Genomic DNA, 22772 nt, shown 5'->3' on the forward strand with positions numbered 1-22772 from the left:
CCTTCGACTCCGCGCCTGGCGGCGCTCCGCTCAGGATGACAAGAGGCGCGCGTAAAAAGGGCCCGCAACGTTGCGGGCCCTTCGGCAGTCGGTTGTCGGAGCGGCGCTATTCCTCGGCGCCGGCGGGCTCGGCGCCGTCCTCCATGTCGTCGATCGACTCCTCGTCCAGCTCCTCGGCCTCGCCGGGCTTCACGGCGACTTTCTTCTTCTTGCCGCGGCTCGACACGGCCACCGCGGTCACGCGGTCGTTGTCGGCCACGTTCATCACGCGCACGCCCTGCGTGGAGCGCCCGAGCTCGGAGATGCCGGAGACCGGGGTGCGCACGCACACGCCCTCCTCGGACATGATCATGATCTCGTCGTCCACGCCGACGATCTTCATGGCGGCCAGCAGGCCCTTCTTCTCGGTCATCGTGATGGTGTACACGCCCTGGCCGCCGCGATGGTGCTCGGGGTACTCGGCGATGGAGGTGCGCTTTCCGTAGCCCTTCTCGGTGATGACGAACAGGTCGGTGTCGGGCTGGGCGATCTCCATGCCCAGCGTCTTCGCGATCGGCGGCACGTTCATGCCGCGCACGCCCATGGTGTCGCGGCCCATGGCGCGCACCTCGCCCTCATCCCACATGATGGCCTTGCCGGCGCTCGACACCATGAGCACCTTCTCTCCCTTGGCCACGCGGCGCACGCTGATCAGGCGGTCGTTGTCCTTCAGGCTGATGGCGATGAGCCCGTCGCGGCGCGTGCGGTCGTAGAGGTCCATCGAGGTCTTCTTCACCATGCCGTGCTCGGTGGCGAACATGAGGTACTCGTCGGACGGGAAGTCCTTCGTCGCGATGACGGCCGAGATCATCTCGCCCTTCTCGAGCGGCAGCAGGTTCACGATGGCGGTGCCGCGCGCGTGGCGGCCGGCCTCGGGCAGCTCGTACACCTTGAGGCGGTACACCTTGCCCTTCGTGGAGAAGAACAGCATGTAGGAGTGCGTGGACGCCACGAACAGGTGCTCCACGTAGTCGTTGTCCTTGAGGTTCACCCCCTGCATGCCCTTGCCGCCGCGCTTCTGCTGGCGGTACGTGGCCACCGGCAGGCGCTTCACATAGCCGGACTTCGTCACCGTGACCACCATGTTCTCCTCGGCGATGAGGTCCTCCACGTCGAGGTCCTTCGCCGCCTCGGACAGAAGCGTCTTGCGGGGGGTGCCGAACTTCTTCTTGACCTCCTGCAGCTCCTCCTTGATGATCTCGTGCACGAGGCTGTCGTCGGAGAGCACGCGCTTGTAGTAGGCGATCTTCTCGCGCAGCTCGGCCAGCTCGTCCTCGATCTTCTGATGCTCCAGGCCGGTCAGGCGGCGCAGGCGCATCTCCAGGATGGCGGCGGTCTGCTTGTCCGACAGGCCGAAGCGCTCGGTCAGGCGGTCGGCCGCCTCCTTGTCGGTCTGCGACGAGCGGATGATGTGGATGACCTCGTCGATGTTGTCGAGCGCGATGATCAATCCCTCGAGGATATGGGCGCGCTCCTCCGCCTTCGCCAGCTCGTAGCGCGTGCGGCGCACGATGACGTCCTTCTGGTGCATGATGTAGTAGTGCAGCGTCTCCTTGAGCGACAGCACGCGCGGCACGCCGTCCACCAGGGCCAGCATGATGACGCCGAAGCCCACCTGCAGCTGCGTGTGCTTGTACAGTTTGTTGAGCACCACCTGCGGGATGGCGTCCTTCTTGAGGTCGATGATGATGTCGATGCCGTGGCGGTCGGCCGCGTCGTGGATGTTGCTCACCTCGGGCAGCTTCTTCTCGCGCACGAGCTCGCCGAGCTTCTCCAGCAGGCGGTTGCGGTTCACCTGGTAGGGGATCTCGGTGACCACGATGGAGCTCTTGCCGTTCTTGCCCTCCTGCACCTTGCACTTCGCGCGCACGGTGAGCGAGCCGCGGCCCGTCTCGTACGCGTCGAGGATTCCCTTCTTGCCCATGATGATGCCGCCGGTGGGGAAATCGGGGCCGGGCAGCGCGCGCATGAGCTCCTCGGTGGTGATGTCCGGGTTGTCCAGCATCAGGCACGTCGCGTCGATCGTCTCGCCCAGGTTGTGCGGCGGGATGTTGGTGGCCATTCCCACGGCGATGCCGTTTGAGCCGTTCACCAGCAGGTTGGGGAAGCGCGCCGGCAGGACCGTGGGCTCTTCCAGGCTCTCGTCGTAGTTGGGCTGGAAGTCCACCGTCTCTTTATCCAGATCGCGCAGAAGCTCCATGGCGGCCTTGTCCAGGCGGGACTCGGTATAGCGCATGGCGGCGGCGGAGTCGCCGTCGATGGAACCGAAGTTGCCGTGGCCGTCCACCAGCGGCACGCGCATGGAGAAGGGCTGGGCCAGGCGCACCATCGTGTCGTACACGGCCGAGTCGCCGTGCGGGTGGTACTTGCCGATGACGTCGCCGACGGTACGGGCCGACTTCATGTGCGGGCGGTTGGGCGTGTAGCCGCTCTCGTTCATGGCGTAGAGGATGCGGCGGTGCACCGGCTTCAGGCCGTCGCGCACGTCGGGCAGGGCGCGCGACACGATGACGCTCATCGAATATTCGAGGAACGACGTCTGCATCTCCTTGCCCAGGTAGGCGCTGCGCACGATGGTTCCCTCGCCGCCGTTGGCACCCTCCACGATAGAGCCGTGCGGGTTGCCGAACGCCGAGGTGTCGATCATCGAGCGGGCCTTGTCCTCCTCGCTCATGCCGATGCCCGAGGGCCGCGCGGGGGCGTCGGAGGCCTCATTATCGGCCGCCGCCTCCTCACCCGCGCCCTCCGCGTCGTAATCCTCCTCGGCGCGGTTCAGGAACTCGTCGAAAGAATCGTTGTTGTCTGCCACTGAGATTCTCCTTAAATGTCCAGGAAGCGGACGTCGCGGGCGTGCTTCTGGATGAACTCCTTGCGGGGCTCCACCAAGTCGCCCATCAGCTCGGACACGACGCGCTCAGCCTCGGCGGCGTCGTCGATGTTCACCTGCAGAAGCGTGCGCGTCGCCGGCTCCATCGTGGTCTCCCACAGCTGGTCGGGGTCCATCTCGCCGAGGCCCTTGTAGCGCTGCACGTCGAACTTGTTGGGGTCGTCGTACTCCGCGAGCGTGGAGGACAGCGCGTTCTCGTCGTAGATGTAGCGCTCTATCTTGGGGCTGCGCGAGTTCTTCTTCTTCAGGCCGAAGATGGGCGGCTGCGCGATGTAGATGTAGCCGCGGTTGATGAGCTCGGGCATGTAGCGGTAGAAGAACGTGAGCAGGAGGCAGCGGATGTGCGCGCCGTCCACGTCGGCGTCGGTCATGATGATGATGCGGTGGTAGCGCGCCTGGTCGGCGTCGAAGTCGTCGCCGATGTTCGTGCCGATGGCCGTGATGAGCGAGCTGATGGTGTCGCTGGAAAGCGAGCGGTGCAAACCGGCGCGCTCCACGTTCAGGATCTTGCCGCGCAAAGGCAGGATGGCCTGCGTCTTGCGGTCGCGGGCCTGCTTGGCCGAGCCGCCTGCGGAATCGCCCTCTACGATGAAGATCTCGGAGTTCGACGGCTCCTTGCTGGAGCAGTCGGCCAGCTTGCCCGGCAGCGCGAACGAATCGAGCACGTTTTTACGCCGCGTCATCTCGCGGGCCTTGCGGGCGGCCTCGCGGGCCTTGAGCGCCTGGGTGGCCTTGCCGATGATGCGCTTCGCCGGCGTCGGGTTCTCCTCGAGGTACTCGGACAGGCCCTGCGTCACGGCGTTCTGCACGAGCGGGCGGATCTCGGTGTTGCCGAGCTTCGTCTTCGTCTGGCCCTCGAACTGCGGGTCGTGCAGCTTCACCGAGATGATGGCCGCGCAGCCCTCGCGGGTGTCGTCGCCGGAGAGGTTGTTATCCTTCTCCTTGAGGATGCCCTTGGCGCGCGCGTACTCGTTGATGGAGCGTGTGACGGCCTGCTTGAAGCCGTCGAGGTGCGTGCCGCCTTCGTGCGTGTTGATGTTGTTCGCGAAGGCCATGACCGAATTCGTGGAGTAGGACGTGGACCACTGCATGGCCACCTCCACCGTGCCGTCGGCGTTCTCAGCCTCGAAGTAGATGGGCTTGTTGAGCGTCTCCTTGCCTTCGTTCAGATACTTCACGAAGTCGACGATGCCGCCGGCGTACTGGAACACCTCGGTGCGCGGGTTGCCCTCGGCGTCGGTGACGCGCTCGTCGCGCAGCACGATCTTGAGGCCGCGGTTGAGGAACGCCATCTCGCGGAAGCGGCTGGCCAGCGTGTCGTAGTCGAACACCGTGGTCTCCGTGAAGATCTCCGCGTCGGGCCAGAACGTGGTCTTGGTGCCCGTGCGGCACGCGGAACCCACCTCGTGCAGCTTCTCGCAGGTCTTGCCGTGGTCGAAGGCGATGGCGTACTCCCTGCCGTCGCGCTTGACGTTCACCTCCACGCGCCGGGACAGCGCGTTCACCACGGACACGCCCACGCCGTGCAGGCCGCCGGACACCTTATAGCCCTCGCCGCCGAACTTGCCGCCGGCGTGCAGGATGGTGAGCACCACCTCCACCGTGGGGATCTTCTCCTTGGGGTGCTTGTCCACGGGGATGCCGCGCCCGTTGTCCTCCACCGTGATCGAGTTGTCGGGATGGATCCACACCCCGATCTCGTCGCAGTAGCCGGCCAGCGCCTCGTCGACGGAGTTGTCGACGACCTCGTACACCAGGTGGTGCAGGCCGCGCGGGCCCGTCGAGCCGATGTACATGCCCGGGCGCTTGCGGACCGCCTCCAGGCCCTCGAGGACCTGGATGTCGGAACCGTCGTAATGGTCAGGTTTGTTTGCCACTGACTTTGCTCCTTTTTCAGTGCGTTTCGTAAGTGATCGACGCGGCGTCCGCCCGCTTCCCAGCCTCTCGGGACGGCCCGCGCCAGCCGGCGCCCCGCGCGCGAGCATCCGCGCGCGCCCTCGGCGCGCCAACTGTCAAATTCTATCATAATCAGGCTTTGATAGAGAGAAAAAACACAGCGTTTAAAGGCTTTGAGAAGGCTTTTGAGGCGCGATCGCGAATAAGGCCGTCCTTTTTCGCATAACAGCGCTCACAACGCTGAAATATCGGCGTTCGAGGACCCGTCGGAACCCTCTTCGAGCGGTAGGCGCACCACGCGGGCGGCTGCCAGGAGGTCCTCGTCGAAGTAGTCGAGGTTGGCCGTGGTGATGAACGTCTGGATGTCTCCGGAGACGAACGCCACGAGCGAGCGGCGGCGCTCGGCGTCGAGCTCGCTCATGACGTCGTCGAGCAGCAGCACGGGCCGCTGGTGCAGGATGTCCTGGATGAGCGCGGCCTCGGCCAGCTTGAATGCCAGCACCGCCGAGCGGCGCTGGCCCTGGCTGGCGAACGTGGACACGTTGCGGCCACCGATGAAGAACTCGATGCGGTCGGCATGCGGGCCCACGAGCGCCCGGCGCCGGGCGCGCTCCTCGGCGCCGCGGGCTGCCAGGGCGGCGGCCAGGGACGCGCGGGCCTCGTCGCGCCCGAAGGCGAACGTGGCCGGCACGCCCGGGTCGCTCTGCTCCCACGACGGCACGTAGCATGCGCGCAGGCGCTCGCGGCCGCCGACGATCTCGGCGTAGTAGGACGCCATCGACGCCGCCAGCTTCTCGAAGAGCGCCGCGCGGTAGCAGGCGAGCTGCGCGCCGCAGGTGACGAGCGTCTCATCGAGCGCCGCCACCAGGGCGGGCGGCGCCTCGTCCTTGAGCAGGCGGTTCTTGTGGCGGATCACCTTCTCGTAATCGCGCCGGATGAGGTAGTGGTTCGCCGAGAGCTGCGAGCCGAGCGCATCGAGCGCGCTGCGCCGCACCGCCTGCGGGCCCTTGGCCAGCTCGAGGTCGTCGGGCGTGAACGTCACCGAGGGCAGGATACCCTTGAGGTCGGCGGTGCGCTTGGGCTTGCCGTTCAACAGGAACGCCCGCTTGCCGTCGGCCACGCGCATCTCCAGCTCAAGCTCGCGGTTGCCGTCGGCCACGTCGGCCGCGATGCGCGCGCCGGCCGCGCCCGAGCGCACGAGGTCGGCAGGCGACGGGTTGCGGAACGACGACTGGGCCGTGAGCAGCTGCACCCCTTCCACGATGTTCGTCTTGCCTGTCGCGTTGGGTCCCACGAGCACCGTGAGCGGGCCGATGCCGGCCAGATCGAAGCGCTCGTAGCTGCGGAAGTCCGCGAACGAGATATGGGTTATCGACAGGTCCACCGCCGTGCTTCCGCCGCGCCTTTCCTACGCGATGCGCACGGGCATGATGAGGTAGAGGTAGTCCTCGCCCGCGTCCGCCCTGAAGATGCCCGGCTTGAGGGGCGACTGCACCTCAAGATACACCTTGTCCGTCCCCACCGACGACAGCCCGTCGAGCACGTAGGAGCAGTTGAACGCGATCTGCACGTCCTCGCCCTCCCCCTCGCACGGCAGCGTCTCCTGGACCGATCCCACGTCCTGCGCCATGGCGGAGAGCTGGACGGTCTGCGACGCCATGTTGACGTCGAACTTCACCGGAGAACTCGTCTGGTCGAGCAGCGAGGTGCGCTTCACGCCCGCCACGAGGTGGGGCACCTCGATGCTCACGCGGGTGACGTAGGAGTCGGGCAGCAGCTGGCGGTAGTTCGGGAAGTTGCCCTCGATGCGTCGGTTGATGAACACCGTGTCGTGGTACGAGACGACGATCTGGTTCTCGGCGAGCGCGATGCGCAGCGGGTCCTCGGAGCGGGGCAGCGAGGATATCTCTTGCAGAAACGACCCGGCGATGACCGCCTGGAAGTCCTCGGCGGACGATCCGGGAAGCTCCGCCTCTGTGATGGCCAGGCGGTACGAATCCGTGGCTACCATCTTGAGGTGCGATCCCTCGAGCGTGATGAGCACGCCGGTGAGGATGGCGCGGCTCTCGTCCTTCGACACGACGCGCGCCACGCGCTTCACCATGGAGGCGAACTGCGAGAACGGGATGGCTATCTCCTGCTGCACATCGACGTGCGGGAATCCCGGGAAATCCTCCGCGTCGAGCGTCTTGATGGAGAAGGACGAGGTGTCGCACGTGATGACCGCCGAATCGTCCTCCGCTTCCATATGCACGGCGGCGTCGGGCAGGTTCTTCACGATCTCCGAGAACAGCTTGCCCGGGACGACCGCCTTGCCCTCCTCTTCGACGAGGGCGGCCACAGTGTACTGGATGGACAGCTCGAGGTCGGTGGCTTGGAGCGTGAGTGAGTCGGCGCGGGCGTCGAGGTAGATGCCGGACAGGATGGGCAGCGTCGAGCGCGTCGCGATGCCCTTGAGCACCACGCCGAGCGCGTTGGACAGTTCCGATTGGTTGATGCTGAATTTCAAGGCGATCCCTTCCCTAGCTCGACAGTGCTGCGGGGCTTCCCTTCGCGCAGTCATTATAAGATGTTTCGCATGGAGCATATCGGCGGCGAGGAGGATGTTTCACGTGAAACACTTGAGCCGCCGTCTCCGGCGCTTCGTTCTTCGGTTTTCGGTCCCTCTTTAATATATAAAGGTTTTAATAATAATGATAATAAGGTCGGTGGAATTGTGGAAAACCGACGTCCTGCCAGTTCATACTACGAAAACATTCCCATTTCCACGGTGCAGGGCAAGCTTCCTCCCTCAACACCTATTATCGCTTTCATTATCTTTCCCGAGCCGAGGGGCGCTTTTCGGCATGTTGTCAGTCATCTTTCAGTCATGTTTCCGCCGAACGCGAGTTAGGGCCGCGGCGGGTCAGATCTCGCGGATGATCTGACGTAGGGTCTCGAGCTCCTCGCGCAGCTCGCGGTTCTCCTTCATCTTCTCCTCGACGTTGGTGACCGAGTACATGACGGTGGAGTGGTCGCGGTTGAACTTCTTGCCGATGTCGTTGAACGGTAGGTCGAGCATCTGCCGGCACAGGTAGATGGCTATCTGGCGCGCGTAGATGATGTTGCGGTTGCGCTTCTTGCCCACGAGGTCGGCGTGGCTCACCTTGTAGAACGTCTCGACCTCCTTTTGGATGTCGGCGATGGTCAGGCGCTTCGACGGGCCGCCGGAGAAGTGGTTCTCCAGAAGCGCGCGCACGTCGTCGAGGCTCAGGTTCGGCTGCTTGAAGAACGTCATCTGGTAGATCACCTTCGTGACGGCGCTCTTCAGCTCGCGGATATTGGAGCTCGAGCTCTCCGCGATGTACATCTGGATGTCGTCGGGGATGCTGAACCCCGGAGAGCCCTCGGCCTCGCGGTACTCGTCCACGAAGCTCTTCACGATGCCGAGCTTCGTCTCCACCTCGGGCGGCTGGATGTCGAAGGTGGCGCCCGAGTTGAAGCGGCTCATATAGCGCTCGTCGATGTCGATGTTCTTGGGCGCGCGGTCGGCGGAGAGCACCACCTGGCGCCCCTGCTCCGTGAGCCTGTTGAATATCTGGAACACGATGTCGAGCGTCTGCTTCTTGCCCTGCAGGTACTGGACGTCGTCGATGAGGAGCACGTCGGCGTCCTCGTAGCGCGTCTTGAAGTTCTTGTAGCTCGATTTCTCCTTGTCGTGGGCGGCGCTGGCGTCCATGTAGTCCGAGAGCAGCTCGGCGGAGTCCACGTAGACCACCGAGAGGGCGGGCATGGTCTCGGTGACGTAGTTCTGGATGGCGCGCATCAGGTGCGTCTTGCCCAGGCCCGACTTGCCGTAGAGGAACAGCGGGTTTAGGTGGGCCTTGCCCGGCATCTCGGCCACGGCCACGGCCATGGAGTAGGCCATGCGGTTGGAGTCGCCGATGACGAAGTTCTCGAACGTGTACGTGGAGCCGACGCCGTCCGCTCCCGCGAAGGGCGCGGACTCCTCGGGCTCGCCCTTCGGTCCGGGCTGATCAGGGGGTTCGGGCGCGATGATCGTGGGGCTGGGAGGCTGGGGCGGCTGGGGCGCGGGCGCCGGGACGGCCGCGGGCTTCGCGGGAGCGGACGCGGCGGTGATGTCCACCTCGACGACGACGGTGAACGGCACCTGGTACAAGTCGAGCAGCGCGCGCTTGATGAACTCCACGTAATTGCGCTCGATCCACGTCTTAATGAAGTCGTTGTCGGCTGTGAGCATGAGGAAGCCCTCGCTCATGGCCTGAGGATGCAGGCGCGAGAAGAACGCGCTGATCTGGGTGGGGTCTATGTTGTTGTAGCTTTTGACCTGGGCGCACACGTTGCTCCAGGTCTGCTCGAGCGTTTCGCTGTCCATATGCCGTTTCCTTTACCGGGCGAGCGCGAGCCGCCGCATGCCGCCTTCTCGCGCGAGCCGTCCGTCGGGCCTCGATTGTACAACCATCAAAGCGAGTTTGCCACCTGATATCCGAGTTGGGTCAGGATGCGCTTCTGACCGACCGTCTTCTCGATGAGCCCCGCCTGCTCGAGCTTCGTCAGCGCGGAATGGGTGCTCGACTGGGGAGACCCCGTGATGTTCACCAGGTCGGTCACCCCGAGGGCCCCCTCGCTGAGGAAGATCGGGAGGAATTCGCGCTCCCGTTTGGTGAGCGGCGGCACGAGCGGGGCGATCGCGGGGGGCTGCGCCGGCTGAGGGTAGGCGGGCTGCGGGTAGGCCCCCGGGTACGGCGCGGGCTGGGGCGGCGCGGGGTACGGGTAGCCCTGGGGCATCGGCTGCGCCGGTTGGTAGGCCCCCGCCTGGGGAAGCGGCTGAGGCTGGTAGGGCTGCGGGTACGGCTGCATCTGCGGCGCCTGCGGTTGCGGGGGCTCCTCCTGCGGCGCGGCCGCCCGCCCGCCGGCGGCGCCCGGGATCAGGCTGATCGTGACCACCGATCCCGTTCCCAGATTATCCTCTATCGTGATGGTGCCGTGCGAGAAGTCGAGGTACTCCTTCACGATGGGAAGGCCCGAGCCCACGCCGCGTATGTAGCGCTTCATCGGCTCGATGGCCGAGGTGAAGCCGGGGAGCTGGGCTTTCTCCTTCTGGGGGATGCCCGGGCCCTGGTCGGCGAAGCGGATGGTATTGCCGTTGTCCAGGATGGACACGATCACCTCGGCGAACCGCGCGTGGATGAAGTTCTCCGACACCTCGCGTATGACGGTGTAGGGGACGGTGCCCCCCGAGGAGCGCGCCTGCTCGTACACTTTGGAGGCGAGGCTCTCGATGAACTCGGCGGTGGGCGCGGGCTGGATCTCCGTGACGCGCGGCGCGCTGCGGAGGTCGTCGTAGAGAGCGATGCGCGCGACGGCGTTCACGAGGGCGTAGGCGTCGCCTCCCGTGCCTCCATCAGCGGATTCGCTCGAATGGTCTGCTTGTTCGATCTGGTTGTCCAATGGTATTCCGTTTTTCAGAATCGGTATTCAGCGTTTTTCAAAGATATTCAAGCGCATTGTAGCGGTTTTCCCTTCCTGAATCCATCCACCTGGGGAATTCAAGGTTTTCAGAATCGTGCTTTCCGTTTCACTGAAAACGTTCCCTTCATGCGACCGGGGGTTTTCATCGTTTTCCCCAATTTATTCAGAAATTGGGGAAAACTTTCAGGAAGATGCAGGAAAGGGCGTACGGACGTTGGTGTAAAACTCTGGCCGAATGTTGATAGTCGAGGCGTTCGGAAGGGATTCGGGGCCTGTCGGCGCCCTTTCAGCCGAGGTGTCGTTTTGGTGTCCCCGCGATGGCGGGGTGCTGACGTTTTGCGCCGAGGTCACGTTTACGAAAAATCTTCGATAAACAAAATACCAGTTCAGAAGCCTAAGTTTGTTTTGATTTTACTCTAAGGCCTGGTGGGAAGCCTGATATAAATAATTGGATTAGGGCTTGACAAAACGGTGGCGATTGGGATTTCCACAGGCTCCCACGAATGAAACCGAGGTTTTCAACATTTTCCACATTCTCCTCTCCTTCGTTTTGGGGAAAACTTCGCCGAAAAGCCGCTGGGAAGGTTTTCCACGGAGGTGCTGGGAATGCGTGCGAGCCCTCCCCGGCGCCCCTTTCTGGGCCTTGGGAGAACGCGGCGCAGCCGGCGCCTTCGGCATGCCCGCGGCCCGCTTGCGCCCGCAGAGTTCGCGACGGCGTTTCCGCAGGAGTTATTTATGGGTTTTCCTTGACTCCCGGGCAACGTGAGCTATACTTTCCAGGTTGCTCTAAATCACGAAAGGGAAATAATATGAAGCGCACGTACCAACCTAACACTCGTAAGAGGGCCAAGTGCCACGGTTTCCGTGCTCGCATGTCGACCAAGGGCGGCCGCAAGGTGCTGGCTGCTCGCCGCGCAAAGGGACGCAAGCGCCTCTGCGTGTAAAGAGAGCCGACGGTTGGAGACGATCAAATCCCGCGCGGATATCTCCGATCTGTTCTCTTGCGGCAAGCGACTGCATACGCCGTACCTTACCTTCATAGTGTTACCCGCAAAGCAGCACGGCCCGCGCGGTCGTGTTGCTTTTATTGCGGGCAAGAAGCTGGGGAACGCGGTGTGGCGCAACAGCGCGAAGCGGCGCATGCGGGCGGTGTGCCGGGAGCTCGGAGGGCCGTGGCAGGGCTACGATGTAATATTTCTTGCGAAGTCGAGCCTCACGCGGTGCACTTATAGTAAAGTGCTAGCAGCATGTGACGAGACGTTGAAACGCGCCGAGATTCGATAGGGTGCAGCCGGTGAGGGATTTCCTGAAACGCATACCGTGCACGATAGCGGTGTTTCTCATAACCTTCTACCGCGCCGCCATCTCTCCCCTGTTCCCTTCTTGCTGCCGTTTCACCCCGACGTGCTCCGAGTACGGCCTCATCGCGTTTCGGCGCTACGGGTTCGTCAAGGGGCTCAAGCTCACGGTCAAGCGTGTGCTCCGCTGTCGTCCGGGAGGTCCTCACGGCTACGATCCCGTCCCCTGACGGATCGGCCGGCGGGCCTTTTTGGTATAGAGGAAGGAACAACATACAATGTGGGACGTCTTCAAGGATTGGATATTCGACGTTATCCAGTTCTTCTACAACTTCTGCGGAGACTGGGGCCTCGCGATCATCATCGTCACGGTCATCTTCCGTATCCTCATCTCGCCGCTCATGCACAAGCAGACGAAATCGTCGTTTCAGATGCAGAAGGTGCAGCCGCTCATGCAGGAGATCCAGCGCAAGTACGCTGACGATCCCCAGCGGCAGACCGAGGAGATGCAGAAGCTCTACGCCGAGGTGAAGTTCAACCCCCTGGCCGGCTGCCTGCCCATGGTGCTGCAGATGCCTATCTTCATGGCGCTGTTCCAGGTGCTCTCGGAGATGGGCTCGCGTACGGAAGGTTCCACTTACGAGTTCTTCAACCTGGTGCCCAACCTGGTTATGAAGCCTTCCGAGGCTATGGCCCAGGGTTTTGGAACATTTGTTCCCTATCTGGTGCTTATGATCATCTTCGCTGGGGCCACGTTCTTGCCTATGGTGCTGATGCAGCTGGGCAACAAGGACAACCCGCAGCGCAACCAGACGCTCATCATGTCGGGCGTCATGAGCTTGTTCATGCTGTGGATCAGCTGGGGCTCGCCCGCCGGCGTGCTCCTGTTCTGGGGCGCGTCGTCGCTCATCGGCGTTGCACAGCAGCAGATCTCCATGCGCATCATGAAGAAGCGCGATGCCGAAGCCGAGCAGACCATCGAAGTGAAGCCCATCGAGGTCGATGTGACCCGCAAGGTGAAGAAGCCGCGCCCGACCAAGAAGGATACGTCGAAGAAAAAGAGGTAGCAGAATGTTTCACGTGAAACATTCTGGGAATCTCAGCGCTGATTGAAGGAGTTCGCCATGGCCGATGAATTGCTGGAGAAAGACGAAGCCACCTTGGAGCCCGAGGGCGAGACGGAGCTGACTGACGAGGAGCTCGACCGCATCGCCGACACGGCGATCGGCGCGCTTCAGGATATCCTCAAGTACTTCGACGTGGGAGAAGTGACCATCGACGAGTACGAGGGCGATGAAGGGGAGCTCATCCTCGATATCACGGGCGACGATCTGGCGGTGCTCATCGGGCGCCACGGCAAGACGCTCGACGCCCTGCAGTTCATTGTGTCCGCCATCACCGTGCGCACGATCGGCTTCCGCTACCCCGTCATCGTGGATGTCGAGGGGTATAAGGGGCGCCAGCGCGAGAAGCTCGAGTCCATCGCGCGTTCTTCCGCGAACCGCGCCGCCAGCCAGAACCGCAGCATCAAGCTGCGTCCGATGACGCCGTATGAGCGCCGCATCGTGCACATCACGCTGCGCGACGACGACCGCGTGGAGACGGCGTCCGAAGGTGAAGGCAGCGCGCGACATGTGGTGATCCTCCCCCGCTAGCCTTTCAACTCGCTCAGAATGAGAAGCCCGTGCCACTGGTGCGGGCTTCGTTTTGTTTCACGTGAAACATTCGACTATACTGATGGACGTTTCCAACGGAAGGGGCCCTATGCACGAAGACCTGCTGCGCCGCCACCTCGAATTGGTCATCGACGCGAATAAGACCACCAATATCACGCGCATTGCGAGCATGGAGGAGGGAATGCTCCTGCATGTGCAGGACTCGCTGATCGGGTTGCCGGAAGTGGAGGATGCGCCGGAGGGACGCTATGCTGATCTTGGTTCAGGTGCGGGGTATCCGGGGATCCCCCTCGCGATAGAGACGGGCCGGGAGACGCTGCTCGTGGATTCCGTCGGCAAGAAGACGGCTATTTTGGACGGTATGGTGCGCGAGCTCGGTTTGGAGAACGTCAGCACGTATACGGGGAGAATCGAGGATTTGGCGCGGGAGCGGGCCGGCGAGTTCGCGGTGGTCACCGCCCGTGCATTGGCGAAGCTCTCGGTGCTCATGGAGCTGGCCAGCCCGCTTCTGCAGAAAGGTGGCCGCCTGGTGTGCTATAAGGCGCTCGTCAATGAAGAGGAGCTGGGGAACGCCCTCGCCTTACAGCATAAGCTCAATATGGAGATGGTATCCGACCGCACGGTCCCGCTCGACGACAAGGTGCGCCGAATCATCGTGTTTGAGAAGCTCGGCAAGCCGCGCGTCAAACTCCCCCGTAAGACCGGCCTCGCCCAGAAGAAGCCCCTCCTCCCCTAAATGTTTCACGTGAAACACTCCGGAATGTTTCACGTGAAACACCGCTGCTAATTGTTTCACGTGAAACATTATGATTTGCTTTTCAGCGCTTGGAAGAGTCCCGACGAGGTGTCGGTGCGCCTCTTCTCCACTTCGTTATGGATAACCTCGCACACGCCTTCGAGATTCTCGTATACCTCCTCGTTGGTGAAGCGCAGCTCCTTTATCTCAAGCATCTCCAAGAACGTCGTGCGCGTTCGATCGTAGCGCTCCTGGCTCTCTGAACAATGGCTGTCGCCGTCGAGCTCGATGCTCAAGCGTGCGCGCTTGCAGTAGAAATCCACGATGTACTCGCCGATCACCTTCTGAGCCACAAACGGAATCGGATACTCCCGCAGGAACGAGAGCCACAGGCGCCGCTCGGCGAATGGCATGTTCCTGCGCATGTCCTCTGCCCTTTGGGCGAGTAATCGCCTTCTCTCACGATTCATAGCCTCTCCTTTCTCGTCTCGTTATATACTACTCGTCGGATCCAGCGGATCCATGGCACGTTTCCAGCAGAAAGTCGTCCGGATCCATTGCGGTTCCAGCAGATATCTAGCGCAGTTCCAGCGGGAATCAAGCGCAACCCAAGCGGAAATCCAGCTGGAATCAAGCGAGAATCAAGCATCCGGAATGTTTCACGTGAAACATTCCGGGAATCCCGGCTTTTCTACCGACAGTGTTTCACGTGAAACATCAAACAAGGTATACTGGTGCAGAGTTATTGAAAGGGGGTCCCTGTGGGGCTATTCGATAGTCTCAAACGAGACAAAAAACCAGCCGAGACTGTCAATCAGGAAAACGAGCAGGTTGTCGAAGACGAAATCGCCATCGAGCATATCGAGGTGGTGGAGCGCGAGGCCAAGCCGGTTCAGGAAGAGGAAGTCGAGCCGACGCCTCTCAAGACCATCAAAGACAAGGCTCCGGTCAAGCATGTGGTGGGCCAGACGAAGGTCATGGCCATCATCAACCAGAAGGGCGGCGTCGGCAAGTCGACGACAGCCATCAACCTCGCTGCCGCACTCGGCGAGCTGGGCAAGCAGGTGCTCTTGGTGGACCTTGACCCGCAGGGTAACTCGTCGAGCGGCCTGGGAATCGAGAAGAGCCGGGTTAAGAACTGCGTCTACGATGTGCTGCTCAACGACGTGCCCGTCGAGGACGTCATCATCCCCGACGTGTGCGAGGGTTTGGACTTGGTTCCCGCGACCATCAACCTGGCCGGTGCCGAGGTGGAGCTCGTCTCCGAGATGGCGCGTGAGAACCGTCTGAAAGACTCTGTCGGTAGTCTTCGCGGCAAGTATGACTACGTATTCGTCGATTGCCCGCCGTCGCTTGGCCTTCTGACGGTCAACGCGCTCGTCGCGGCGGACAAGCTCCTCATCCCCATCCAGTGCGAGTTCTACGCGCTGGAAGGCGTGACAAAACTTCTTGATTCGATGAAACGTGTCAAAACGCGCCTGAATCCGTCGCTCGATATATTCGGCGTGCTTCTCACTATGTACGACGGCCGTACAACGCTTTCTAAGCAGGTGGTTGAGGAAGTGAAGGGATATTTCGGTCGAACGGTCTTTAAGACGCTTATACCGCGTACTGTGAAGCTTTCTGAGGCCCCAAGCTTCGGTCAGCCGATAACTCAGTACGATCCGACGGGCAAGGGCGCTCAATCGTACATGAATTTGGCGAAGGAAGTGATACAGCGTGGCTAAATCTAGCAAAAGCGGCTTGGGCCGGGGTTTGAACTCGCTGCTCGGCGGCGCATACGAGGAGGCGACGCCCATAGAGGACACCCCGCAGCGCGTTCTGGTGCAGCAGGAGGAGCAGCCGGCGCCTGCGGTGCACCATGCGGAGGCTTCCGAGCGCCAGCAGGTGGAATTTGAGGAAACGCCTGGTCAAGAGGAGACGGTGGTGGATGCCGAGGATCAGGTGACGATCAAGAGCGTCGTCCAGCGCCGTACCGACGAGGTGCCTATCGCCTCCGTGAGCCCCAACCCCGATCAGCCGCGCACGAACTTCAAGCAGGACGAGCTGGAGGAGCTCGCCGCCTCGATCGCGAAGGACGGCTTGCTGCAGCCGATTCTCGTCCGGCCTATCGGACCGCAGAAATACCAGATCATCGCAGGAGAACGCCGCTGGCAGGCATGCAAGATGGTGGGCTTGCCCACCGTCCCCGTGCGCATCAAAGAGGCCGACGACGACCTTGCGCTCGAGTTGGCCCTGGTGGAGAACGTGCAGCGCTCTGATCTCAACCCGATCGAAGAGGCGTACGGATATCGCCGCATGATGGAGCGCCGCAATCTGACACAGTCGGAGGTCGCGCAGGCCATGTCGAAGGGCCGCTCGACGGTGGCGAATGCCCTGCGACTTCTCGAACTTCCGGAAGACGCGCAGCAGATGCTGTTCGAGGAGAAGATCACGGCCGGCCATGCGCGCGCCATCCTCTCCATCCCCACGAAAGAGGGGCGGCAGAAGCTCGCGACCAAGCTGAAAGAGGAGAAGCTCACGGTTCGCGAGGCGGAGGCGATCGCGCGGCTCTTCTCCGGGAAGCGCAGCGACGCCCCCAAGACGAAAGAGCCGCTGCCGAAGACGTTCAGGACCGTCGCGCGCGCGTTGAGGGACGTGCTGCACACGAACGTGAAGGTGAAGTCCGTTCAGGGGAAGAATAAGATTGAGATCGAGTTCAAGGATGAAGATGACCTTGAGCGGCTTTTCGAGGAGCTGATCGCCGCAGCCTCATAATGTTTCACGTGAAACATCTGGGAACGAAAAACGGGAACCTCGCGCAGGTTCCCGTTTTGTTTCACGTGAAACATTTGGGCGGTTTAGCGGTTTCGCATGCTTTTCAGCTGTCCGCACGCTCCGTCGATGTCCGCGCCGCGTGAATCGCGCACGGTTGCCTCCTTGCCCCGAGATCGCAGGGAATCCACCCATTTTTGCACGGTGGAAGGGGAACTCGGCTGGAACGCCGAGCCTTTGACGGCGTTGATGGGTATGAGGTTCACGTGGCAGAGAAGGTCTTGGCAGAATTTGTTGAGCGCAGCAAGGTCCTGTTCGCGGTCGTTCACATCCTCGATCATGATGTATTCGAGCGTCACACGGCGGTTCGTGCTCTCGACGTACGAGAGAAGGGCCTTTTTGAGCTCGTTGAGCTGATAACGCGACGCCTTCGGCATCAGAAGGTCGCGCACGGGCTGTCGCGCCGCATGCAGCGACACCGCCAAGGTGAATTGCTCGGGTTCCTGCGAGAATCGCTCGATAGCGGGGATGATCCCGCACGTCGACACGCTGATGTGCCGCGCGCCGATGGCCAGGCCCTTGCCGTCGTTGAGGATGCGCAGCGCTGCCAGCGTGTTGTCGTAATTCAGGAACGGCTCGCCTTGTCCCATTCCTACGACGTTCGTGACGCGCTTACCCATATCCTCCTGCGCTATCAGCACTTGGTCGACGATCTCCCCGGGAACGAGGCTCCGCTCGAGGCCCTCTTGCCCGGTGGCGCAAAAAGCGCACTGCATAGGGCATCCGGCCTGGGTGGAGAAGCATACGGTCAGGCGATCCTCTCCCCGCGAGGGAATGGCGACGGTCTCCACGCACACGCCGTCGTGGAATTCGACGAGGTACTTCCGCGTGCCGTCGTCGGACACCCGCCGCTCGACGATTCGCGCGGTATGGAGGGGATGCTCTTTCGCAAGCTCCTCGCGCAGGCCGGCGGGAAGGTTCGTCATCTTGCCATACGAGTCGACATGATGCACGTAGAGCCATTGTGAGAGCTGCCCGGCCCTGAACACCGGTTGCCCGAGGCTTTTCACGACGTCTTGCAGCTCAGGGAGGGAATATGATTTGATTGGTTTATTCATACGGCTATTATACATGTTTCACGTGAAACATTCCGGCGCTACGCTTCAAACGTCGTGCGCCGGCATCCTGGTTTGCTATACTGCTCGAATCGTGTCAAAGCTGATGAAAGAAGGGTGCATGTCTGAGAGCTTCGATCCTCGGAAATGTCGAATCGCGCTGCTTGCAGGCGGAAAGAGCGGGGAGCGCGCGGTGTCGCTCGCCTCGGGGGAAGGCGCGCGCGAGGCCCTTGAAGAGGCGGGATTCGACGTCGTGTCGCTCGATCCCGCATGCAAGGAGGACTTGAAAACGCTCATCGACGGCCCCTTCGACGTAGCGTTCCTGTGTCTGCACGGTAAATACGGCGAAGACGGGACGGTGCAGGGGCTGCTCGAGACGATCGGCCTGCCCTATATCGGCTCGGGCGTGTGGGCGAGCGCCTTGGCGATGGATAAGGTGAAGTCGAAGCTCTACTACGAGCGGGATGGCATCCCCACTCCTCCGTCGGTGACGTTGCGCGTGGGCGATTCTCACGATGTGGACGAGATCGTCGAGAAGCTGGGCGAGCATTGCGTGGTGAAGCCGGCGACGGAAGGAAGCGCGCTCGGGGTGTATATCGTCGAAGGCGCCGACGAGGTCGCGGCGGCGATTGGCAAGGTATTCGAGATCGACCGCGAGGCCCTCATTGAGCGCTACATCAAAGGAACCGAGCTCACCGTGGCGGTCATCGGCAACGAAGAGCTCGAAGCGCTCCCCATCATCGAGATCGTGCCGAAAAGCGAGTTCTACGACTACGAGTCGAAGTACGCTCCCGGCGGGTCGCAGCATATCTGCCCCGCGCCGCTTCCCGACGAGACGACGCGGCTTGTGCAGGATCTTGCGATCCGCGCGCATCGTGCGCTCTCCTGCCGCGGCGTCTCCCGGACGGATCTGATTTTGGAGGAGGACGGCTCCTGCTGGGTTCTCGAGACGAACACCATCCCCGGCATGACGGGCACGTCGCTGCTGCCCGACGCGGCGCGTGCCGCCGGCATCTCCTTCCCGGAGCTCTGCACGAGACTGGTGGGATACGCGCTCGAAGGCTGATCCGAATGTTTCACGTGAAACATTCCGGGAGTTTCGCTTAGAACGCCCCGCAGGACTTCAACGCGAACAGCGCACCGGCGACGAGTGCGAGGAGGAACGCCCAGCTAACGAAGTAGCAGCCCTTGTTCCCCTTCCGGCCTTGCTCGATGAGGTTCTCCGAGAGCTTCCGACGGTTCTTGAGGATAACCGTGCCCGCTTTCTTCTCGGGAAGCGGGCATGTTTTTTTGGGAGTCCACGCGCCTTCGCTCTCAATGACCTGGTCAACGCCCTGCTCGCCGAGCTCGACGTCGGGTCGGATGCCGTCGCCCATGCGCTTGCCGAGAGTGCTCGCATACAGGGAGAACTCCTTGTCCCACTGAGGATCGTAGCAGATCAGGGCCGCTTCTCCCCAATAGAAGCCCGGATCGGGGCTGTCGGTGTAGGCGACGAAGGAAAGCAGGGCCTTCAACTTCCACCCCCGGGCGGAGAGGAGCTGCAGCTGGCGGGTGACGGACGGATCGAAAAAGCCGATCAGGGCCCCGAAACGGTTCTTCATCCACGCGGAGGCCGTCCCGCCTTCGGTTTGGAAGACGATGTCGAATTCGTCGCCGATCAGGTTGTCGGCGCCGAGCAAAGGCGCGGCGTCCTTCTTCGATGCGGTCTCGAATCGCGCGTACGTGCCGAAGTACCGTTCTGCCTGCATCTGATCTCCTCCAGTCATGCATGATGAGCATGTGATTGCCGCGTTTTCAATTTGTAACATTCTATGATAGATGATAGGCTGAACGGTATGGATAAACAACATGCGCCCACGCAGGATGCCCTGCAAAGTTTCATAAGCGATGGAACGCCCGAAGCCGTGCGAGCCCGATACGCGTCGCTTCCGTCACGGGCCGCGAGCACCGATTTCGGCGACCTCGATCGCAATATCGTGGTTCTGGACACCGAGACCACCGGCTTCTCGTTCAACCATGACGAGCTGACGCAGATCGCCGCCGCGCGTATGGAGCGCGGGGAGATCGTCGAGTGGTTCGTCACGTTCGTGAATCCCGGCAAGCCCATCCCCGAGGACGTGGCCCATCTCACCGACATACACGACGAGGACGTGGCCGACGCGCCTTCGCCCGAGCAGGCGCTCGCCGACCTGGTCGCATTCGTGGGCGACGCCAAGGTGGTGGCGCACAACGCCGAGTTCGACCGCACGTTCACTACGCGCCATCCGAGCGGGTACCCTCTGCTGGAGAACACGTGGATCGACTCGCTTGATCTGGCGCGCATCGCCGTGCCGCGTCTGAAGTCCCACCGTCTGCTCGACCTGGTGCGCGCGTTCGGCGCGCCCCTCTCGACGCATCGCGCGGATGCCGACGTCGAGGCGACCTGCGCCGTCTTCCGCATCCTTCTGGCGGGCGTGGCGGCGATGCCCCCGGCGCTCGTGCGCGAGATCGCGCGGATGGCGACGCCGGACCAATGGCCGACCCAGGTGGTGTTCGATCAGTTCGCACGCGCGTACGAGCGCAGCGCCGAGTTGACGGAGGCGTTGTTCGCGAAAGACGAGAATGTTTCACGTGAAACATTCTCGCAAGGCGTGCGTCCCAACGATCTGCAGTTCTCGCTGCGCGGGCTGCGGCGCGATCGCCTGGGAAAGGTGGAACACGCCGCGAAGATCGACGCGGACGATATCGCCGCCGATCCGGCGAGGTCGCTCGTGTTCCCCTCGGTGGAGCAGATAGCCGAGGCGTTCTCGGACCAGGGGCTGGTGGGCTCGCTGTACGACCGGTTCGAGCCCCGTCAGGAGCAGCTCGACATGGCCGAGGCGGTGCGCTGCGCCTTCGCGGGCTCGGAGAACCTCATGGTGGAGGCGGGCACGGGCGTGGGCAAATCGATGGCGTACCTGGTCCCATCCGCGCTGACGGCCCAGGCGAACAACATCGCCGTCGGCGTGGCGACGAAGACGAACGCCCTGCTCGACCAGCTGGTGTATCACGAGCTTCCGGCGCTCTCGGACGCCCTTCGCGCCCAGGACCCGGCACGGCCGCCGCTCACGTACGCACCGCTCAAGGGGTTCTCACACTATCCGTGTCTGCGCAAGATCGGCCGGCTCGTCGAGGAAGGGCCGCAGATGCGGCTCGTGGGCGGCACGGAGCAGACCCAGGCTCCGGCGCTCGCCGCGCTGCTCTCGTTCGTGGAGCAAACCGAATACGATGACATGGACAGCCTGAAGATAGACTACCGGCTGCTTCCCCGCCGCATGGTCACCACGACGAGTCATGACTGCCTGCGCCGAAAGTGTCCCTATTTCGGGACAACCTGCTTCGTCCACGGGGCGCGGCGCCGTGCGGAGGCCGCCGACATCGTGGTGACGAACCACAGCCTGCTGTTCTGCGATCTCGCAGCTGACGGCGGCCTGCTCCCTCCGATACGTTATTGGACGGTCGACGAGGCCCATGGCGCGGAGGCCGAGGCGCGCCGCGCGTTCTCGCTCGCGCTTTCGGCCGAGGACATCGTGCGGCTGGCGAACCGCGTGAGCGCCGACGAGGCGTCGCGCAACGTGTTCGTCAGGGCGGAGCGCCGGGTGGTGATCCCCGGAGCCGAGGAGGGGTCCACGCTGTTCTACGCGCTCACGGCCAAGGCCCGCGTCGCCGGCGCGGCCTACGCCGAGGCGGCGCGCGAATTCGTCGCGCATATGAAGGATCTGCTCTTCTTCGACCAGAACAAAAAGGGCAAGGGCTACGAGACGGTCGAGCTGTGGATCAATGAGGATATTCGGAGAAGCGCGACGTTTTCCCAGGTGAAAGAGCTGGGCTGCTTCATGTCCGACAAGGCGGAGAAGCTGGTGAGCGTCTGCCAGGAGCTCGTGGGCTACCTGGAGGAAGTCGACGGCGCGGCCGAGATCCAGCGTGAGATCGCCTCCATCGCCATGGAGCTGAAGGACCAGCTGCGCGCGGCGGAGGTCATCCTCGTCACCGCCGACGACGCCTACGCCTACGCGGCGACGCTCAACCGCAAGAAGGACCGCGTCACCGAGAAGCTGGAGGCCCTGCTCGTCAACGTCGGCGCGGCCATGAACGAGACGCTGTTCGCGCGAACCCATTCGGTGGTGTTCGCCTCCGCCACCCTGGCGGTGGATGACCGCTTCGACGCATTCGAGGGGGCGCTCGGCCTCAACGCCTCGGAATTCTCGACGTGCCGGGCGTGCCGCCTTGACTCGAGCTACGACTTCGACGGGCACATGACGGTATACGTGGCCGACGACATGCCCGAGCCGAACGACCCGCGCTATCTGGAGGCGCTGCAGCGCCTGCTCGTGGACGTGCACCGCGCGCAACAGGGCTCGATGCTCACGCTGTTCACGAACCGCCGCGAGATGGAGAAGTGCTTCGAAACCGTGCAGCCCCAGCTCAAGGCCGATGACCTGCGCGTCGTCTGCCAAAAATGGGGCGTGTCGGTGAAGGGCCTGCGCGACGACTTCCTCGCGGACGAGCACCTGTCGCTCTTCGCGCTCAAAAGCTTCTGGGAAGGCTTCGACGCGCCGGGCGCCACGCTCAAGGGCGTCGTTATCCCCAAGCTGCCGTTCGCGAAGCCCACCGACCCGCTGTCGTGCGAGCGCGCCGCGCGCGACGACCAGGCGTGGCGGCGCTACGTCCTACCGGCCGCCGTGCTGGAGACGAAGCAGGCCGCAGGCCGCCTCATCCGGAAGGCCGACGACACCGGCGTGCTCATCCTCGCGGACAAACGGCTGGTCACGAAGGGGTACGGCAAGTCATTCCTCAATTCGCTGCCCAGCAGGACGATCAAGGTGATGCCCGCAGCGGCCATCGCCGAGGAACTGGCCCGCGCCAACGGGCGCTGAGCGC

At 62.8% G+C, this 22772-nt stretch carries 20 protein-coding genes; 11 read left to right on the forward strand and 9 right to left on the reverse strand.

Annotation, left to right across the window (positions count from 1 at the left end):
* Positions 1-106: 106 nt before the first annotated feature.
* The 4 genes from gyrA to dnaN form a co-directional block, all read right to left on the reverse strand.
* Positions 107-2686, reverse strand: a complete 2580-nt coding sequence (gene gyrA, locus FX134_RS09715) for a DNA gyrase subunit A (RefSeq protein ID WP_456061865.1) — start codon at positions 2684-2686, stop codon at positions 107-109.
* Positions 2687-2859: 173 nt separating this feature from the next.
* Positions 2860-4803: a DNA topoisomerase (ATP-hydrolyzing) subunit B gene (gene gyrB, locus FX134_RS09720; protein WP_080801058.1), complete on the reverse strand. Its 1944-nt coding sequence runs from the start codon at positions 4801-4803 to the stop codon at positions 2860-2862.
* Between the two features lie 251 nt (positions 4804-5054).
* Entirely contained in the window at positions 5055-6206 is a 1152-nt protein-coding gene (gene recF, locus FX134_RS09725; RefSeq protein ID WP_080801061.1) for a DNA replication/repair protein RecF, read from the reverse strand.
* Positions 6207-6230: 24 nt separating this feature from the next.
* Complete coding sequence (gene dnaN / locus FX134_RS09730) at positions 6231-7331, reverse strand: DNA polymerase III subunit beta (protein ID WP_080801063.1); 1101 nt, start codon at positions 7329-7331, stop codon at positions 6231-6233.
* A 69-nt stretch (positions 7332-7400) separates the two neighbouring features.
* On the opposite strand from dnaN, the gene FX134_RS09735 reads away from it, so the two are divergent.
* On the forward strand, positions 7401-7715 hold the full coding sequence (locus FX134_RS09735; protein WP_143412173.1) for a hypothetical protein: 315 nt from the start codon (positions 7401-7403) through the stop codon (positions 7713-7715).
* Positions 7716-7727: 12 nt separating this feature from the next.
* Here the strand turns inward: FX134_RS09735 and dnaA are convergent, their stop codons facing one another.
* Positions 7728-9197 carry a chromosomal replication initiator protein DnaA gene (gene dnaA, locus FX134_RS09740; protein ID WP_080801066.1) on the reverse strand — a complete coding sequence of 490 codons (1470 nt, stop codon included), beginning with the start codon at positions 9195-9197 and terminating at the stop codon, positions 7728-7730.
* Between the two features lie 86 nt (positions 9198-9283).
* On the reverse strand, positions 9284-10273 hold the full coding sequence (locus FX134_RS09745; protein WP_080801069.1) for an ATP-binding protein: 990 nt from the start codon (positions 10271-10273) through the stop codon (positions 9284-9286).
* Positions 10274-11103: 830 nt separating this feature from the next.
* On the opposite strand from FX134_RS09745, the gene rpmH reads away from it, so the two are divergent.
* From rpmH to rsmG, 6 genes are all read left to right on the forward strand, one after another.
* Entirely contained in the window at positions 11104-11238 is a 135-nt protein-coding gene (gene rpmH, locus FX134_RS09750) for a 50S ribosomal protein L34 (protein ID WP_013981168.1), read from the forward strand.
* Positions 11239-11251: 13 nt separating this feature from the next.
* Positions 11252-11578: a ribonuclease P protein component gene (gene rnpA, locus FX134_RS09755; protein ID WP_080801072.1), complete on the forward strand. Its 327-nt coding sequence runs from the start codon at positions 11252-11254 to the stop codon at positions 11576-11578.
* Positions 11579-11588: 10 nt separating this feature from the next.
* Positions 11589-11822 carry a membrane protein insertion efficiency factor YidD gene (gene yidD / locus FX134_RS09760; RefSeq protein WP_080803962.1) on the forward strand — a complete coding sequence of 78 codons (234 nt, stop codon included), beginning with the start codon at positions 11589-11591 and terminating at the stop codon, positions 11820-11822.
* Positions 11823-11870: 48 nt separating this feature from the next.
* Complete coding sequence (locus tag FX134_RS09765; protein WP_080801075.1) at positions 11871-12659, forward strand: YidC/Oxa1 family membrane protein insertase; 789 nt, start codon at positions 11871-11873, stop codon at positions 12657-12659.
* A 57-nt stretch (positions 12660-12716) separates the two neighbouring features.
* Entirely contained in the window at positions 12717-13247 is a 531-nt protein-coding gene (locus tag FX134_RS09770; protein ID WP_080801077.1) for a Jag family protein, read from the forward strand.
* Positions 13248-13356: 109 nt separating this feature from the next.
* Complete coding sequence (gene rsmG / locus FX134_RS09775; protein WP_080801080.1) at positions 13357-14004, forward strand: 16S rRNA (guanine(527)-N(7))-methyltransferase RsmG; 648 nt, start codon at positions 13357-13359, stop codon at positions 14002-14004.
* Positions 14005-14072: 68 nt separating this feature from the next.
* Here the strand turns inward: rsmG and FX134_RS09780 are convergent, their stop codons facing one another.
* Positions 14073-14474, reverse strand: coding sequence for an endonuclease domain-containing protein (locus tag FX134_RS09780; RefSeq protein WP_080801083.1), 402 nt, complete (start codon positions 14472-14474; stop codon positions 14073-14075).
* Between the two features lie 291 nt (positions 14475-14765).
* Here FX134_RS09780 and FX134_RS09785 point away from each other — a divergent pair, with 291 nt between their 5' ends.
* On the forward strand, positions 14766-15731 hold the full coding sequence (locus FX134_RS09785) for a ParA family protein (protein WP_325063574.1): 966 nt from the start codon (positions 14766-14768) through the stop codon (positions 15729-15731).
* A gap of 37 nt (positions 15732-15768) precedes the next feature.
* Positions 15769-16761 carry a ParB/RepB/Spo0J family partition protein gene (locus FX134_RS09790; RefSeq protein ID WP_087881610.1) on the forward strand — a complete coding sequence of 331 codons (993 nt, stop codon included), beginning with the start codon at positions 15769-15771 and terminating at the stop codon, positions 16759-16761.
* A gap of 83 nt (positions 16762-16844) precedes the next feature.
* Here the strand turns inward: FX134_RS09790 and rlmN are convergent, their stop codons facing one another.
* Positions 16845-17891, reverse strand: a complete 1047-nt coding sequence (gene rlmN, locus FX134_RS09795) for a 23S rRNA (adenine(2503)-C(2))-methyltransferase RlmN (RefSeq protein WP_232050901.1) — start codon at positions 17889-17891, stop codon at positions 16845-16847.
* 103 nt (positions 17892-17994) lie between these two features.
* Between rlmN and FX134_RS09800 the strand changes: the two genes are divergently transcribed.
* Complete coding sequence (locus FX134_RS09800; RefSeq protein ID WP_172623447.1) at positions 17995-18939, forward strand: D-alanine--D-alanine ligase family protein; 945 nt, start codon at positions 17995-17997, stop codon at positions 18937-18939.
* Between the two features lie 37 nt (positions 18940-18976).
* Here the strand turns inward: FX134_RS09800 and FX134_RS09805 are convergent, their stop codons facing one another.
* Positions 18977-19747: a hypothetical protein gene (locus FX134_RS09805; RefSeq protein ID WP_232050902.1), complete on the reverse strand. Its 771-nt coding sequence runs from the start codon at positions 19745-19747 to the stop codon at positions 18977-18979.
* Here FX134_RS09805 and FX134_RS09810 point away from each other — a divergent pair.
* On the forward strand, positions 19709-22768 hold the full coding sequence (locus FX134_RS09810) for a helicase C-terminal domain-containing protein (RefSeq protein ID WP_080801096.1): 3060 nt from the start codon (positions 19709-19711) through the stop codon (positions 22766-22768). The two genes, FX134_RS09805 and FX134_RS09810, sit on opposite strands and share 39 nt — an antisense overlap.
* Positions 22769-22772: the final 4 nt, after the last annotated feature.

It is taken from the genome of Arabiibacter massiliensis, assembly GCF_902386925.1.
Lineage (GTDB): Bacteria > Actinomycetota > Coriobacteriia > Coriobacteriales > Eggerthellaceae > Arabiibacter > Arabiibacter massiliensis.

Excerpts from the sequence above, each read along its gene's own strand:
- gyrA (WP_456061865.1), bottom strand. The coding sequence starts at position 2,686 with ATGATCGACACCTCGGCGTTCGGCAACCCGCACGGCTCTATCGTGGAG.
- FX134_RS09735 (WP_143412173.1), top strand. The coding sequence starts at position 7,401 with ATGGAGCATATCGGCGGCGAGGAGGATGTTTCACGTGAAACACTTGAG.
- dnaA (WP_080801066.1), bottom strand. The coding sequence starts at position 9,197 with ATGGACAGCGAAACGCTCGAGCAGACCTGGAGCAACGTGTGCGCCCAG.
- rpmH (WP_013981168.1), top strand. The coding sequence starts at position 11,104 with ATGAAGCGCACGTACCAACCTAACACTCGTAAGAGGGCCAAGTGCCAC.
- FX134_RS09765 (WP_080801075.1), top strand. The coding sequence starts at position 11,871 with ATGTGGGACGTCTTCAAGGATTGGATATTCGACGTTATCCAGTTCTTC.
- FX134_RS09770 (WP_080801077.1), top strand. The coding sequence starts at position 12,717 with ATGGCCGATGAATTGCTGGAGAAAGACGAAGCCACCTTGGAGCCCGAG.
- rsmG (WP_080801080.1), top strand. The coding sequence starts at position 13,357 with ATGCACGAAGACCTGCTGCGCCGCCACCTCGAATTGGTCATCGACGCG.
- FX134_RS09780 (WP_080801083.1), bottom strand. The coding sequence starts at position 14,474 with ATGAATCGTGAGAGAAGGCGATTACTCGCCCAAAGGGCAGAGGACATG.
- rlmN (WP_232050901.1), bottom strand. The coding sequence starts at position 17,891 with ATGTATAATAGCCGTATGAATAAACCAATCAAATCATATTCCCTCCCT.
- FX134_RS09800 (WP_172623447.1), top strand. The coding sequence starts at position 17,995 with ATGTCTGAGAGCTTCGATCCTCGGAAATGTCGAATCGCGCTGCTTGCA.
- FX134_RS09810 (WP_080801096.1), top strand. The coding sequence starts at position 19,709 with ATGGATAAACAACATGCGCCCACGCAGGATGCCCTGCAAAGTTTCATA.